This window comes from Flavobacterium algoriphilum (assembly GCF_048158655.1).
GTDB classification, from domain to species: Bacteria; Bacteroidota; Bacteroidia; order Flavobacteriales; family Flavobacteriaceae; genus Flavobacterium; species Flavobacterium algoriphilum.
Genome location: NZ_JBLNKY010000001.1, coordinates 18770 through 34708 on the forward strand (window position 1 = coordinate 18770; position 15939 = coordinate 34708).

15 protein-coding genes are annotated in these 15939 nt (G+C 35.1%); 3 read left to right on the top strand and 12 right to left on the bottom strand.

Annotated elements, in window-relative coordinates; genetic code table 11:
- Positions 1 to 75 precede the first annotated feature (75 nt).
- A complete protein-coding gene (locus ACM55G_RS00090; protein WP_416841855.1) occupies positions 76 to 723 on the top strand; it encodes a flavin reductase family protein in 648 nt (215 codons plus the stop codon).
- Positions 720 to 2252: a cryptochrome/photolyase family protein gene (locus tag ACM55G_RS00095; protein ID WP_416841856.1), complete on the top strand. Its 1533-nt coding sequence runs from the start codon at positions 720 to 722 to the stop codon at positions 2250 to 2252. The genes ACM55G_RS00090 and ACM55G_RS00095 overlap by 4 nt, the downstream gene beginning before the upstream one ends.
- A gap of 79 nt (positions 2253 to 2331) precedes the next feature.
- On the opposite strand, the gene ACM55G_RS00100 is transcribed toward ACM55G_RS00095, so the two are convergent.
- From ACM55G_RS00100 to ACM55G_RS00155, 12 genes are all read right to left on the bottom strand, one after another.
- The gene (locus ACM55G_RS00100) at positions 2332 to 2766 is read right to left on the bottom strand and encodes a YMGG-like glycine zipper-containing protein (RefSeq protein WP_416841857.1); all 435 of its coding nucleotides are present in this window, start codon (positions 2764 to 2766) and stop codon (positions 2332 to 2334) included.
- Between the two features lie 101 nt (positions 2767 to 2867).
- A complete protein-coding gene (gene kynU / locus ACM55G_RS00105) occupies positions 2868 to 4142 on the bottom strand; it encodes a kynureninase (protein WP_416841858.1) in 1275 nt (424 codons plus the stop codon).
- 234 nt (positions 4143 to 4376) lie between these two features.
- Positions 4377 to 5426 (bottom strand): tRNA preQ1(34) S-adenosylmethionine ribosyltransferase-isomerase QueA, encoded by a 1050-nt coding sequence (gene queA / locus ACM55G_RS00110; protein ID WP_416841859.1) that lies wholly within the window; start codon positions 5424 to 5426, stop codon positions 4377 to 4379.
- A gap of 151 nt (positions 5427 to 5577) precedes the next feature.
- Complete coding sequence (aroA, locus tag ACM55G_RS00115; protein ID WP_416841860.1) at positions 5578 to 6801, bottom strand: 3-phosphoshikimate 1-carboxyvinyltransferase; 1224 nt, start codon at positions 6799 to 6801, stop codon at positions 5578 to 5580.
- 113 nt (positions 6802 to 6914) lie between these two features.
- Positions 6915 to 7241, bottom strand: coding sequence for a nucleotide pyrophosphohydrolase (locus tag ACM55G_RS00120; protein ID WP_379857188.1), 327 nt, complete (start codon positions 7239 to 7241; stop codon positions 6915 to 6917).
- A 1-nt stretch (position 7242) separates the two neighbouring features.
- Positions 7243 to 7695: a D-aminoacyl-tRNA deacylase gene (dtd, locus tag ACM55G_RS00125; RefSeq protein WP_416841861.1), complete on the bottom strand. Its 453-nt coding sequence runs from the start codon at positions 7693 to 7695 to the stop codon at positions 7243 to 7245.
- 187 nt (positions 7696 to 7882) lie between these two features.
- Positions 7883 to 8860, bottom strand: a complete 978-nt coding sequence (gene rsgA / locus ACM55G_RS00130; RefSeq protein WP_416841862.1) for a ribosome small subunit-dependent GTPase A — start codon at positions 8858 to 8860, stop codon at positions 7883 to 7885.
- Positions 8861 to 9129: 269 nt separating this feature from the next.
- Positions 9130 to 10212 carry a chorismate mutase gene (locus ACM55G_RS00135; RefSeq protein WP_416841863.1) on the bottom strand — a complete coding sequence of 361 codons (1083 nt, stop codon included), beginning with the start codon at positions 10210 to 10212 and terminating at the stop codon, positions 9130 to 9132.
- Positions 10213 to 10299: 87 nt separating this feature from the next.
- Positions 10300 to 11157, bottom strand: coding sequence for a prephenate dehydrogenase (locus ACM55G_RS00140; RefSeq protein WP_416841864.1), 858 nt, complete (start codon positions 11155 to 11157; stop codon positions 10300 to 10302).
- Between the two features lie 3 nt (positions 11158 to 11160).
- A complete protein-coding gene (locus ACM55G_RS00145) occupies positions 11161 to 12306 on the bottom strand; it encodes an aminotransferase class I/II-fold pyridoxal phosphate-dependent enzyme (RefSeq protein ID WP_416841865.1) in 1146 nt (381 codons plus the stop codon).
- The gene (locus ACM55G_RS00150; protein WP_416841866.1) at positions 12303 to 13130 is read right to left on the bottom strand and encodes a prephenate dehydratase; all 828 of its coding nucleotides are present in this window, start codon (positions 13128 to 13130) and stop codon (positions 12303 to 12305) included. Before ACM55G_RS00150 ends, ACM55G_RS00145 begins: the two co-directional genes overlap by 4 nt.
- Before the next feature lie 437 nt (positions 13131 to 13567).
- Positions 13568 to 14821: a dicarboxylate/amino acid:cation symporter gene (locus ACM55G_RS00155; protein WP_416841867.1), complete on the bottom strand. Its 1254-nt coding sequence runs from the start codon at positions 14819 to 14821 to the stop codon at positions 13568 to 13570.
- Between the two features lie 145 nt (positions 14822 to 14966).
- On the opposite strand from ACM55G_RS00155, the gene gldA reads away from it, so the two are divergent.
- Positions 14967 to 15863 (top strand): gliding motility-associated ABC transporter ATP-binding subunit GldA, encoded by an 897-nt coding sequence (gene gldA, locus ACM55G_RS00160; protein ID WP_416841868.1) that lies wholly within the window; start codon positions 14967 to 14969, stop codon positions 15861 to 15863.
- Positions 15864 to 15939: the final 76 nt, after the last annotated feature.

The window sequence follows — 15939 nt, forward strand, 5'->3', positions numbered from 1 at the left end:
TTACAATTATTTTGTTTAGTTTGTTTTGTATTTTATTAAACAAAAAAAGTATATTTGTTTTAAATTTAAATAGATATGAAGCACATTTCTAGAGAGGCTATTACTCAAATGGAGAAAATCGCAAGATTGAACTTAATCAATTCTTGCACTGGATACAAATCAGCTAATTTAATTGCTACAAAATCCATCGAAGGAAAAACTAATGTGGCAATTTTTAGCAGCATTACTCATTTAGGCAGCAATCCTGCACTAATTGGATTTATAATGAGACCTACAACTGTTCCCAGAGATACGTACAAAAATATAAGAGAAACTGGATACTTTACGGTGAATCACATAACTGTTGACATGATTGAAGATGCACATCACACTTCGGCAAATTATGAATTAGGAGTTTCCGAATTTGACAAAACGAATCTTGAAGAAGAGTATAAAAATAATATTGAAATCCCTTTCGTAAAAGGAAGCCCTGTCCAGCTGTATTGTAAATATGTAAATGAATATTACATCAAGGAAAATGACACGATTCACGTTATTGCTTCGATTGAAAGTTTATTTTTTGAAGAGGAATTAGAACATAAAGATGGTTGGTTGCAGATTGACAAAGGAAATGTTGTGGCGTTAAATGGACTTGACGGGTATTGTTTACCCAAATTAGTAGATCGCTTCCAATATGCTCGAAAAGAAATGCCTACTGTTTCGTTTTATAAAAAACAACAATGAAAACACTTCGGTTAATCCTTGGCGATCAGTTGAATGCAAAGCATTCCTGGTTTCATAAAAATGACAAAAACATCATTTACGTCCTGGCCGAAATGCGTCAAGAAACGGATTATGTAAAGCATCACATCCAGAAAGTGGTGGCGTTTTTCTTGTCGATGAGGAATTTCTACTCAACGATACTCGCTCTGGGTCACCAAGCCGTTTATTTTCAAATTACAGATCCTGATAATCCACAAGATCTGGAAAAGATCATTGCTGCTTGTATCCAAAAATATGACATCAAAAAATTCGAATACCTGTTACCCGACGAATATCGACTAGACGAGCAACTCAAGACGATTTGTGCTAATCTTAAAATAGCGTCAGGAGTTTTTGATACCGAACATTTTTACACCACGCGCCACGAACTCTCTGATTTTTTTGAAGGTAAAAAACTATTGTTGATGGAGAATTTCTATCGTACTATGCGCAAGAAACACCATCTGTTAATGGATGGTTCTACTCCTGTAGGGAATCAATGGAATTTTGATGCGGATAATCGAAAAAAATACAAAGGAGAAGTACCTGTTCCATCAGAGAAAAATTTTCATAAAAACGCATCTGAAGTAGCTTCTCAAATCCAAGAAGCCGGTATAATTACTTTTGGAAATATTACTGAAACTGATTTCAGCTGGCCTACTTCCCGTGAGGAATGTTTGGAGGTTTTGGATTATTTCTGTAGGAATTTATTAAAACATTTTGGCGATTATGAAGATGCGATGCACACAGATGAAAAATTTCTGTTCCATTCTCGTTTGTCGTTTGCAATGAATAGTAAAATGCTTTCTCCAAAAGAAGTTCTGGAAACCGTTATTGCTTTTTATCATAAAAATGAATCTGAAATTTCCATCTCACAGGTAGAAGGATTTGTGCGACAAATTTTAGGTTGGCGCGAATACATTCGTGGAATCTATTGGAAAGAAATGCCCAATTATGCACAACTGAATGCTTTGGAAAATCACAATAAATTACCAAATTTCTTCTGGACAGGAAAAACTAAAATGAATTGTATGAGCCATGCCATCAATCAGAGTTTAGACGAAGCGTATGCACATCACATTCAACGCCTCATGGTGATAGGGAATTTTACCTTGCTGACACAAATTAATCCTGATGAAGTAGATGCCTGGTATCTTGGCGTTTACATTGACGCCATAGAATGGGTAGAAATGCCCAACACTAGAGGCATGTCACAATATGCAGATGGCGGAATTATTGCGACTAAACCGTATGTTTCCTCCGGGAGCTACATCAATAAGATGAGTAATAACTGTGCGAAATGCCATTACAATGTAAAAGAAAAATTTGGAGATAAAGCATGCCCGTTTAACACCTTGTATTGGAATTTTCTGGATGAAAAAAAAGAGTATTTCAAAGGAAACCAACGTATGGGTATGATGCTAAATTTATTAAAAAAAATGGATCCTGAAGAATTATACAAAATCAAAGTAAAAGCTAATGCCATTATTGAAGATATGGACTCGCTTTAAATGGAAACTACCCCCTAAATAAAAAGAGTGTTTAAATTCTATTTGAACTTAAACACTCTTATTGTACTATAGAATACATTTATTCATTCTTACTCCCATCTATAATTGCACCTGTCCCTGCACCAACTCCAGCGCCTGCAATACCACCAATTATAGCACCTTGAACTTTTTTCTTACTTATGATTGCTCCTGTTGCTGCACCAACACCAGCACCAATTACAGCACCTTTAGCCGTGCTGCTCCAGCCTTTCCTTTTTGTGGTAGTAGCTGTTGTTGTCGTGGTAGTCGTTCTAGGGGCTTGTTGATTAACAACAATAACTTCTTTTTGAGTTTCTATCTTTGCTGCTTCTATTTTAGCTATTTCAACCTGCATGGAATCAATAACGCGTTGTTTCTCTATTTCAACTTTCATAGAATCCACGGAAACTTGTTTGGCTTTCTGAACATCCATTTTTCCTTGATTTTGACAAGAAACAATAACAAGAGAAACTAGTATAAAATATAATGCTTTCATGATCTTAATTTTTTAAAATTACTAAGTCTACAAAGAAATACTAAAACCTTCTTGTAAAACTTATAGAATTCAAACTATTTCTTATATAATTCTGGCAACCGTTACCTTAAAATTCCTGCTTTTAGAATTTGTCCAAAACGATAGATATCTTCAAAAGAAGTATACAATGGAACGGGAGCTAATCGAATTACATTTGGTTCGCGCCAATCAGTAATCACACCATGCTTCATTAAATAATCAAATAAACTACGACCTTCTCCATGAAGCAATACGGATAATTGTGAAGCCCTTTCAGAGGGATTAGCAGGAGTAATTATTTCGAAAGTACTGTTTACTTCTTTGTCTATTTCTTTTAGTACAAACTCTAAATACGAAGTTATTTTATCCCTTTTTAAAATTAAAGCATCCATTCCTATTTCGTCAAATAATTCAATTGATGCTAAATAAGGCGCTAGAGAAAGTATTGGAAGATTACTTATTTGCCAACCGTCGGCCCCATGAATTGGATCAAAAGTTTGTTCCATCTTGAAACGGCGTTCTTTATTGTGTCCCCACCATCCTGCAAATCTTGGCAACTCTGGATTGTTATGGTGTATTTCGTGTACAAAGCATCCTGAGGCATTTCCTGGCCCGGAATTCATATACTTGTAACTGCACCAAGCAGCAAAATCTACCTTCCAATCGTGAAGCTCCAATTTTACATTTCCGGCAGCATGCGCTAAATCCCAACCAACATAAGCACCCGCTTTATGACCAGCTGCAGTTATTGTTTTCATGTCAAAAACTTGTCCCGTATAATAGTTAACACCACCAATTAAAACCAAAGCCAACTCCTCTCCTACTGCTTCAATTTTTGCCAAAACATCTTCTAAGCGAATGTTGTGTTCGCCTTCGCGACGCTTGATTTCAACAATAGCCTCTTCGGGTTTGTACCCGTGGAAATGCACTTGACTTTGAAACATATATTGGTCCGAAGGAAATGCTTTCTCCTCACAAATAATTTTATATCTGGTTTTTGTAGGTCGATAAAAAGAAACCATCAACAAATGAAGATTAACCGTTAAGGTATTCATCACGGTAACCTCACTTGGTAAAGCACCCACAATTTTACTCAAGGGATTAGCAAAACGTTCATGATAGTCCCACCATGGTTTTTCACTATAGAAATGACCTTCAACAGCCAAATTCGCCCAATCATTCATTACCTCATCAACATAGGCTTTACTACGTTTAGGCTGTAATCCCAATGAATTTCCAGTAAAATAAATTACCTTTTCACCCTCGATCCTAGGAAAAATAAATTCATCCTGATACTTATATAATTGATCTTGTGAATCCAGTAGTTTTGCAAATTCAAGAGTATTTTGAAAAGTCATATTTTGTGTTTTGTTTTGTAAAAGTAGTAAAAAAAGACAAATGGATCAGAGACTTTATCCTAGTGACCCGACCTATGCCGTTAAAATTACGAATGAAAAAAAATAGTTTCCGATTACTATATTGAATTAAAAACCAAATCTTTATTTAAGTACATTTGATTGATTTTAATAGTATAAAACAAAAAATCTCGCCAGTACTGACGAGATTTTGTTATTTGTAAAATCGGTTTCTAATTAGATAATCAACATCGCGTCACCGTATGAGTAGAATTTGTATCCTTCTTGGATCGCTTCTGCATAGGCTCTTTTCATTAAATCATGTCCACAGAATGCTGAAACCATCATTAATAAAGTTGATTTTGGCGTGTGAAAATTAGTAATCATACACGTTGGAATTGTAAATTCATGTGGAGGAAAAACGAATTTATTTGTCCATCCGTCAAAAGGATTCAATGTATTATTTGAAGACACCGAGCTTTCTACCGCACGCATAGAGGTAGTCCCTACGGTACAAATACGTTTCTTTTTAGCTTTGGCTTCATTTACAATATCACAAGCTTCTTGAGTAATTTTTAATTCCTCAGAATCCATTTTGTGTTTTGATAAATCCTCAACCTCAACTGGATTAAAAGTCCCTAGACCAACGTGAAGTGTTACTTCAGCAAATTTAATTCCTTTGATTTCCAATTTTTTCAATAACTGCTTCGAGAAGTGCAATCCTGCAGTAGGTGCTGCAACAGCTCCTTCTTCTTTAGCATAAATCGTTTGGTAACGTTCCGCATCTTCCGGCGTTACGTCTCTTGAAATGTATTTTGGAATTGGAGTTTCTCCTAGTTCTGTTAATTTATTTCTGAATTCTTCATAAGAACCGTCGTAAAGGAAACGCAAAGTTCTTCCACGTGAAGTGGTATTGTCTATAACTTCAGCAACTAACGAATCATCATCCCCAAAATATAATTTGTTTCCGATTCTAATTTTACGCGCTGGATCAACCAAAACATCCCAAAGTCTTTGCTCAGAGTTTAATTCTCTAAGTAAAAAAACTTCGATTCTTGCTCCTGTTTTTTCCTTATTTCCATACAAACGTGCGGGAAAAACTTTAGTATTATTCAAAATTAAAACATCACCGTCATCAAAATAATCGATAACATCTTTGAACAATTTGTGTTCTATGGTTTGCTTCTTACGATCAATAACCATTAGACGTGATTCGTCTCTGTTTTCAGCTGGATATTCAGCAAGAAGTTCTTTTGGTAAATCGAATTGAAAATGTGATAATTTCATTTGATAAAGTTATGAGTTATGGATTATGAATTATGTCCTTCAGGATGACAATCTTAATCCGAGTGTGCAAATATACGATTGTGAGATAGGCGTTGTCAAGTGTTTTGCTGTTTATTTTCAAAAGCGGCTGATTGACTACCCTTTACAACTCTTATTTTTCTGAAATTTCGAAGCCTAAACTTTTTAAATCATTCCAAAAATCAGGATATGATTTTGAAACTACTTCAGCATTTTCGATGATTATTGGCACTTTCAAAGCTAATGGTGCAAATGCCATCGCCATTCTGTGATCATTATAGGTAGCAATTGTTACATTATGATTGATTTCGTCTGAGGCCAAAAGCGTCAAACTATCATTGGTAACGGATATACTGGCTCCGAGTTTTGTTAGCTCAATTCGAAGCGCTTCCAGTCTGTCTGTTTCTTTAATTTTCAACGTATGAAGGCCTGTAAGATGGCAACCAATTCCTAACCCAAGGCAGGTAACTACTATCGTTTGGGCAATATCTGGGGTATTGTTGAGTTCAAAATTTACAGTTTGAGGAATAAAACCCGCTTGTTTGGTAAGAGTCATTTTATTTCCTACAAAATGCGTATCAACACCCATTTTTTTGTAGATTTCAACCAACCCAGAATCGCCCTGCAAACTAGTTTCTTTATAACTTGTCAATGAAACGGAAGCACTTTCGGCCAAAGCAGCCAAACTAAAAAAGTAAGAAGCAGAACTCCAATCGGATTCTACGGTCATTACTTTCGATTCCACTTCTTGTTTTGGATAAACCGTAATTACATTTCCTTCAAAACTGGTTTTAATATCTAAATCATTCAATAAAGCCAAGGTCATTTTGATATAAGGAATGGAAGTTATCTCACCCACTAAAGTAATTTCGATGCCGTTTTCCAGTTTTGGCGCCACTAATAACAATGCCGAAATGTATTGACTGCTTACATTTGCAGGAATGTTAACTTTAGAGGCCGTGATTTTTTGTCCTTTGATTCGAATAGGCGGATAACCAACTTCATTTTCATAAGAGATTTGCGCGCCTAATTGTTCCAATGCTTCCACTAAAACTTTTATTGGACGCTCTGTCATTCTTTGCGAGCCAGTCAAGACCACTTCTCGGCCCTCGTTAACCGCAAAATAAGCCGTTAGAAAACGCATCGCCGTGCCCGCATGATGAATGTCAACTATTTCCTCATTTCCTTTCAATGCTTTTTGCATCACTTCACTATCATCTGAGTTCGAAGTATTGGCCAAAGTAATATTAGGAAACAACGCCTGTAACAATAACAGTCGGTTGGTTTCGCTTTTTGAGCCGGTAACTGCAATTCGAGCTTGTAAATCAGATTGGGAAGTTTGTAACAGTAAATTCATGTTTTTAATTATGAGTTATGAATTATGAGTTATAGCTTTCGCTTTCGACTCAAATAATTTAGGGTGGCAATTTACCACTACTCGTTCACAATTCATAATTTACAATTCACAAATTATTTAAGTTTTTCGTTGTTTTTGTGACGGTCTTTGTCACGAATAGATTTTAAATCCATTTTCTTATCGAAAGCGGCTTGTAAATCAATTCCGGTTTGATTTGCCAGACACATAACCACGAAAACCACATCGGCTAATTCCTCGCCAAGGTCTTTGTTTTTATCGCTTTCTTTTTCGGATTGTTCTCCATAACGACGGGCAATGATTCGGGCGACTTCCCCTACTTCTTCGGTAAGTTGCGCCATATTGGTAAGCTCATTAAAGTACCGAACGCCATGTTCTTTGATCCAAGTGTCAACGTCTAGTTGGGAATTTTTTAAATTCATCTTATTCTTTATTTTTACTGTCAATTTGTATTGTTACCGGTCCATCATTCAACAAAAGCACCTTCATATCTGCACCAAAAACTCCCGTTTGCACTTTCTTCCCCAACTCTATTTCCAGACGTTTTACAAAATTTTCATACAACGGAATAGCTACTTCTGGTTTTGAAGCTTTTATATAGGACGGACGATTTCCTTTTTTCGTTGAGGCGTGAAGTGTAAATTGACTCACTACAATGATGTCGCCATTTATATCTTTAACAGACAAATTCATGACATCGTTTTCATCGCCAAAAATGCGGAGATTTGTAATTTTACCAACCAGCCAACTGCTGTCTTCCTGCGTATCGGCATCTTCAATACCAACTAAAACCAACAGTCCTTTTTGGATATCGGCTACAACTTTTTTATCTATGGTTACTGAAGCCGTGGAAACTCTTTGAATTACAACTTTCAAAATAATGGTGAATTATGAATGGTAAATTATGAATGGTAAATATTCATAATTATTATTTTTTAAATTATTTTTAGTTGAAACAACAATTGAAGCTAACATTTTTTAATCCCAGCTATATCAGAGTTTAAAGACTGAAATTGAGATTGTTTCAAATATTCAGATTGAAAAAACCAACCAATAATGAAAACTATTCTCTTGTTTTATCACTAATTATTCGGTCTTCATTATGAATATCAGTACGGTAATTTTCATCATCCCCTTCTAGAATCTTAAGATAACTTCTATAACGGGACCAAGCAATTTCGTCTTTTTCCAAAGCTGCTTTAATGGCGCAATTCGGCTCGTCTTTATGCAAGCAATTATTAAACTTACACTGATCTTTCAATTTGAAAAACTCAGGAAAATAACCGCTCACTTCTTCTTTTTCCATATCTACAATTCCAAAACCTTTGATACCGGGTGTATCGATGATTCTGGCATCAAATGACAAATCATACATTTCTGCAAAAGTCGTCGTGTGTTGTCCTTGTTTGCTAGCTTCAGAAATTGTTTTTGTTTTTAGATGCAACGAAGGTTCCATCGCATTTACCAATGTTGATTTTCCAACACCGGAATGTCCGGAGAACATACTTACTTTGCCAATCATCATTTCTTTCAACTCCTCGATTCCTTTCATTTCAGTAGAAGAAACGCGCAAACATTTATATCCAATTTCCTGATAGACATGCTGCATATACAACTGCTCATCAAGCGTGGCTTCGTCAAAAGTATCTATTTTATTAAAAACCAATATCGTTTCAATTCCATATGCTTCAGCAGTAACCAGAAAACGGTCAATAAAATTAAAGGTAGTTGGCGGATTATTAATGGTCACTAACAAGAAAACCCGGTCAATATTCGAAGCAATAATATGCATCTGATGGGATAAATTCACTGATTTCCGAACGATATAATTCTTCCTGTCATGAATTTTATGAATGGTTCCCGTAACCACATCTGATGTTTCTTCGAGTTCATAATCCACAATATCACCTACAGCAATAGGATTGGTACTTTTGATTCCTTTAATTCGGAATTTCCCTTTCATACGGCATTCGATAAAATCACCTTGTTCAGATTTTACGGTGTACCAACTTCCTGTAGATTTGTATACTAGTCCTGTCATTTTTCAATTTACAATTTACGAATTCGATTTTTTAATTTAAAACCTTAGACTTTGCAAAGATAAAGGATTTTTGATTGAAGATTAACGATTTTAGATTTCAGATTTAAAATCTAAGACTCTACGAAGATAAAGGATTTTTAATATTTGATATTAGAAGACTCTAAAAACAAAAAAATCCCAAAACATAACGTCTTGGGATTTCATGAAATTTAAATTCTGATCACCGATATCTAAAATCAGAAATCGTTAATTTTCAGTCCTAAATCATTTTATGCATTCAACACTTTTTCTTGGTGACCAATACTTTCTTGGTGAATGTTTTTGAATAATTTAACTATAAATTCTTCTGTCAATCCTTTTTTTCCACCTTCCAAAATCATTTTTTCTTGGATTTCATTCCAACGATTGTTTTGCAATACTGCAACGTTGGCGTCTTTTTTCACTTGACCAATTTCGTCAGCAACTTTCATACGTTTCCCTAACAATTCCAATAAATTAGCATCCAAAACATCGATATTCGCTCTCAATTTTGTCATTTTATTGGTAAATTCATCTGATGCATCGTCATGTTTTCTCACTTTCAAATCTTTGAAAATTTGTTTCAAAGCGTCTGGTGTTACTTGTTGCGCAGCATCACTCCAAGCATTGTCTGGATCATTATGCGTTTCGATAATCATACCGTCATAATTCAAGTCCAATGCTTCTTGAGTCACTTCAAGAATCATCTCACGATTTCCTGTAATATGAGATGGATCAATGATTAATGGTAAATCAGGAAATTTACTTTGCAATTCGATAGCAATCTGCCATTCTGGAATGTTTCTGTATTTTGTTTTTTCGTATGTAGAAAACCCTCTATGAATAACTCCTAAATTCTTGATTCCAGCAGCATATAAACGCTCAACTCCACCCAACCATAAAGCCATATCTGGATTTACAGGATTTTTAATCAATACAATTTTATCAGTACCTTTTAATGTATCAGCAATCTCTTGAACCGCAAATGGATTTGCAGTTGTACGAGCACCAACCCATAATACATCAATATCATGTTCCAAAGCTAATTTACAGTGCGCTGCAGTTGCTACTTCAGTTCCCATTAGCAAACCTGTTTCAGCTTTTGCTTTTTGCAACCATTTCAATCCTATTTCTCCAACACCTTCAAATCCTCCCGGACGTGTTCTTGGTTTCCAAATTCCTGCTCTAAAAACACTCACATCTGAATCTTTCAATTCATGTGCAATTTTCAATACTTGTTCTTCTGTTTCAGCACTACAAGGTCCTGCGATCACAAATGGATGAGTCAAATTGAATTCATTCAACCAATTTCTCATTTCTTTCTTGTTTTCCATCTTTTCTAATTTTTACTTTTTTTTTATTTTATTCTGTGTTGTTCTCTTTTACTGTAACCTGCTCCTAAAACTTCGGGATAATGCTGGTTACTTTTTTATGTTTATCCCGTTTAATATTTCTTTTATTTTATTCACACTTTGCATTTCATTGTAAATCGCATCGTAATCTTCTTTTTCTAATAATTCCTTAAACTTTGATAAATTAGAAATATACTCCTCCAATGTTTTCACTACTTGCTTCCTGTTTTGTTTAAAAATAGGCGTCCACATTGCCGGTGAACTTTTGGCCAAACGAACTGTACTTTCAAAACCAGAACCGGCCATATCAAAAATATCCTGTTCGTCTTTCTCCTTATTGATTACCGTTTTCCCAAGCATAAATGCGCTGATATGCGATAAATGCGACACATAAGCAATGTGTTTGTCATGTGATTTCGGATCCATATAACGAATTCGCATTCCCATAGCAGTAAAAAGTTGCAACGCTTTTTCCTGTAATTTGAAAGTCGTTTTCTCCACCTCACAAATAATATTCGTCTTCCCTTGAAACAATCCTTTTAGCGCTGCCGATGGTCCTGAAAACTCCGTTCCTGCAATAGGATGCGTTGCAATAAAATTTCTTCTCTTAGGATGATTGGCAACCGCTTCGCAAATAGGCGTCTTTGTCGAACCTACTTCAAAAACAATTGTAGCCTCACCAATAACATCCAGTACTTTTGGCAAAACACTTAATGCAACGTCAACCGGAACAGAAACGATTACAAAATCTGCATCAACTAAATCATCAAATGTCGCACCAGCATCAACAACTCCTAAAGCTATTGCTTCCTGCAGATGACTTTCATTAGTATCGATTCCATAAATTTTGGCTTCCGGATGCAGTGCTTTAATGTCCAATACCATTGAACCGCCTATCAATCCTATTCCTATTACGTGTATATTCATGTATTAAAATCTATCAATTGCCTCTTGTACTTTTTCCTCTTTTACACAAAGTGCAAATCGTATATATCCTTCGCCATTACTACCAAAAATGGTTCCCGGCGTAATGAAAATAGATTTATCATATAATATATCATCAATAAATTGCTCCGCCGATGTGATTCCTTCCGGCAATTTTGCCCAAACAAATAATCCAACACCTTCCTTATATACTTTACATCCTAATTTCTCTGCCAGTTGTTCAGTTAGAATTCGACGTTTTCTATAAATCGCATTCATCGATTCAAACCAAGTCTTGTCACTTTTCAAAGCTTCAATTGCTCCTTTTTGAATCCCGTAAAACATACCGCTATCCATGTTGCTTTTCACTTTCAGTACGGCATCAATACAAGCTGCATTTCCTAAAACCATTCCAACTCTCCAGCCTGCCATGTTAAAGGTCTTGCTTAAAGAATTCAATTCTAGAGCCACATCTTTTGCACCTTCCACTTGTAACAAACTCATCGGATTGCCATTCAAAACAAAACTATATGGATTGTCGTTGACTAATAATAGCTGATGTTTTTTGGCGAAAGCCACCAATTTTTCAAATAACTGTAAACTTCCTCTTGCTCCTGTTGGCATGTGCGGATAACCAATCCACATTATTTTCACTTTTGATAAATCTAATTTTTCCAAAACTTCAAAATCCGGCTCCCAATTATTTGCTTCTTTTAGATCATAATAAACTGGAACTGCTCCCACTAAATTCGTCACCGAAGTGTACGTTGGGTATCCTGGATTTGGTATTAAAACATGATCTCCTTCATTCAAGAAAGCCAGCGAAATATGCATAATTCCTTCTTTCGAACCCATCAAAGGCAAAATCTCAGTATTTGGATTCAACGCGACTTGAAAATTGTTCTGATAAAAATCAGCCATTCCCTTTCTCAATTCCGGTAACCCTTGATAACTTTGATATTGATGGGCACTTTCTTCTTGCATCGCCAGCACTACTGCATCAACAACTGCTTGTGAAGGTTGTAAATCCGGACTTCCAATTCCCATATTGATAATTGGTTTCCCTTCAGAAGCCAATTGTCTTACTTCTCTCAATTTTGAGGAAAAATAGTACTCTTCAATTATATCCAGACGTTTCGCTGTAGTAATCATGGTTTTGTATTTTTATATTCGCCTAAAACTTTAAAGTATTCGGCCATAATGATCAGTAATGCTTTTGCTTTAGCATAATCTTCGTATTTTTCGAAAGTAACATCCACAAAAAAGGAATATTTCCAAGGGGTTTCTATTTTTGGTAACGATTGTATTTTGGTTAAATTCAATTTACAATCACTCATTACATTTAAAACTGCCGCTAAACTTCCGCGTTTGTGATCCAATTCAAATTTGATAGAAGCTCTGTTTATTTCGTTTTCTTCCACAAATGAATTCTCCTTTTTAATAATAACAAATCGGGTCATGTTATTATTTATGGTCTGGATTTCCGGAGCTAAAATTTCTAATTCATACATTTCTGAAGCCGTTTTACTCGCAATTGCTGCTATTCCTTCCAACTGATTTTGATGTATTCTTCTGGCTGTTTCAGCAGTATCTTTGTCTTCAACTAATTTTATGTTTGGATATTTTTTCAAGAATTCCATACATTGTAATAAGGCCATCGGATGCGAATGTACTTCTAGAATATCTTCCATTTTTTGACCTTTCAACGCCATTAAATTCTGATGAATATCCAAATAATGTTCTCCAATGATGTGCAAATTATTTTTGTCAATTAAGGCATAATTCGGAATAATTGGTCCCGCAATAGAATTTTCTATAGCCATAACTGCCTGATCAGATTTTCCAGACAATAAACTGTCTACCAATTCTTCAAAAGACAAGCACTCATCTACTTCAACATTCTGATAGTAATAATCTTGTGCCACCTGATGATGGAAAGAGCCTTTTATACCTTGTATTGCAATCTTAGTTCTCATTCTAAGTTATTATTTAATTTTTTAAATGAAATTTACATAAATCATGATGTGTGTTCTTATCAATTTTTGTCATGCTTATTTCATATATACTCAAAAAAAAATCCTGATTTTCATCAGGATTGTATATTAGTTTTATTTGTTTGTTGTTTTTCAAATAACCATAGCACAATCCCTTACTTCCTAAAGAAGAAATAATAAGTGTTGCTAAAGTAAAAACGGTTATTAGACATTGTATTCTCTGTTTTTTAATAATTTCTATGCAAATGTATAACTTATTTCAAGTCAACCAAAAAAAATATTTAATTTTATCTAACAAAAAAAGAATTCTTTGTAGAACCTGCTTTATTTTGCTAAATATATAAAAAAAGCACTCATAAACCACTGCTTATTACCAATTTGAAAATGGATTTTTAGGAAAACCCCGTGCGAAAAATAATTTAAGCAGCTAAATTCACCGAGAGCCATTTTTTTCCCTCCGCTATTCGGGTTACCAGCATAGCCGAAACCAAATCTCCATTTGCATTCAATAGCGTCGCCATAGGATCTACAAGGGTCCCCACAATCATCGCCGCGGGCAAAGCTTGCTCCATAGGAAATCCATACACCGTTATTGCCAAGATTTCTCCTATATATCCCCCGTTTGGAATTCCGCCTTCTACTACTGAAACAATTACTGTAATTCCTAGCGCCATTAGCAACGTATTTGGATCAGTGAAATCTTTACCAAACATCGCAAAAATAACTGCAATTTTTATAATAGACGACATACTCGAACCATCTTTATGCAGTGGCGCACCTAATGGAATAACTACATTACTTATATGACTCGGAATATTCATGCGTTCCGCTCCCTCCAGATTGGCTGGAATTGTCGCAATACTGCTGCAGGTTCCCAATGCGGTCAATGATGGGGTTATATTATTTTTCCAAAAAATAGTGAACCCTTTTTTTCCACCAGCCATAAAAGCATACAGACTAAAAAACACTACGAAATAAAAAGCACAAACTGCATAATACAACCCCAAAGGCTTGGCATAAGCGCCAAACAACTGGGGTCCAAAAATCCCAACCTGATACGCAAAATAAGCACCCAGCCCTATTGGCGCCGTTTTCATAATCATGTGCAACAATTGTTTCATCACTTCGTTTCCTGAATTCAAGAACCGACTAAAATCTTTCCCTTTTTCACCAGAATTCAAGCTGGCAAATCCTATTAAAAAAGAAAATATAATGAGCGCCAACATATTCTTACGAGATAATAATTCAAAGAAATCATTGGCGGTAAGTAACTGTGTGATTTGTGTACCCGCTGAACTCACCTCAACAGATTCTAATGGGAGTTTAGAAGTAATTATATCTTGGTGAATAGGAAAAAGCAAAACACCGATAATCATCAAAATTGCTGAAATCAGTACCGTACTTAGAAAAACACTCATCACAATTCCAAATAATTTCCCAAGTTTTTCTGTTTTTTCTAAATTGGCAATTGAGGATGCAATGGTAAAAAATATCAAAGGAATTATCGCCGTAAACAGTAAATTTAGAAATATATCGCCCAAAGGTTTAATCACTTCTACTCCTTTTCCAAAAACTAAACCCAATATACTTCCTACCAGAATTCCGCCGAGTAGCAATAAAATACTTTTATAGTTTTTCAAGAAACTGCCCGATTGTATATTTTTAAAATTCATATTTATATAGTTTAAGGTAAATATATAAATCTAAAGGAGAATATCCTCTTGCTTAGTAAACTTTGACGAAGGTCTTTTATTTATTGAGATACAAAAACAATAAATCAATGATTATTCTGTTTACTTTTGCAATAAATAAAATTCCATGTCAATAGAAGTTAATAACATATCTAAAAGTTATGGTGCCCAAAAAGCACTGGATAACATTTCATTTTCCATTAATAAAGGAGAAATTGTTGGTTTTTTAGGTCCAAATGGAGCCGGGAAATCGACTTTAATGAAAATATTGACTACCTATATTAATGCCGATGAAGGTATTGCACTAGTAAATGGAAATGATGTAAACAGCCAACAAAAAGCCGTTCAGCTTTCTATAGGTTATCTTCCGGAACACAATCCATTGTATTTAGATTTGTATGTGAGAGAATATTTGGCTTTTAATGCCGATGTCTATAAAGTAGCTAAATCCCGAATTGAAGAAGTGATTCAACTGACCGGCTTAAGTACCGAAAGTCATAAAAAAATAGGGCAATTATCTAAAGGATATCGGCAACGTGTGGGCCTTGCCAATGCGTTATTGCACAATCCCGATGTTTTGATTCTCGATGAACCAACCACTGGTTTAGACCCGAATCAATTAATGGAAATACGTAATGTGATTAAAAACGTGGGGAAAGACAAAACTGTTTTCCTCTCTACACATATTATGCAGGAAGTGGAAGCGATTTGTGACCGTGTGATCATCATTAATAACGGTAAAATTGTTGCCGATAAAAAATTGGACAACTTAATTTCAGAGGGCAAAGAACAGGTTATTGAAGTAGAATTTGACTATAAAATCGAAGAACAAGCTATTGCTAAAATCGAAAATCTTATTTCTTATAAAAATACGCACGACATGATTTGGGAATTAACTTTTAAAGCTGACAAAGACATGCGTCCCGCTGTTTTTGACTTTGCGAACGCAAATGGCTTAAAAACGCTGCAACTCAACCAAAAGAATAAAAACTTGGAGGCTGTTTTTAGAGAGATTACGAAGTAGTGGTGTTAGTTATTGTAGATAAAAAAGCTCGTTTAAATCAATTTTAAACGAGCTTTTTTCATGAAATACGATTGGA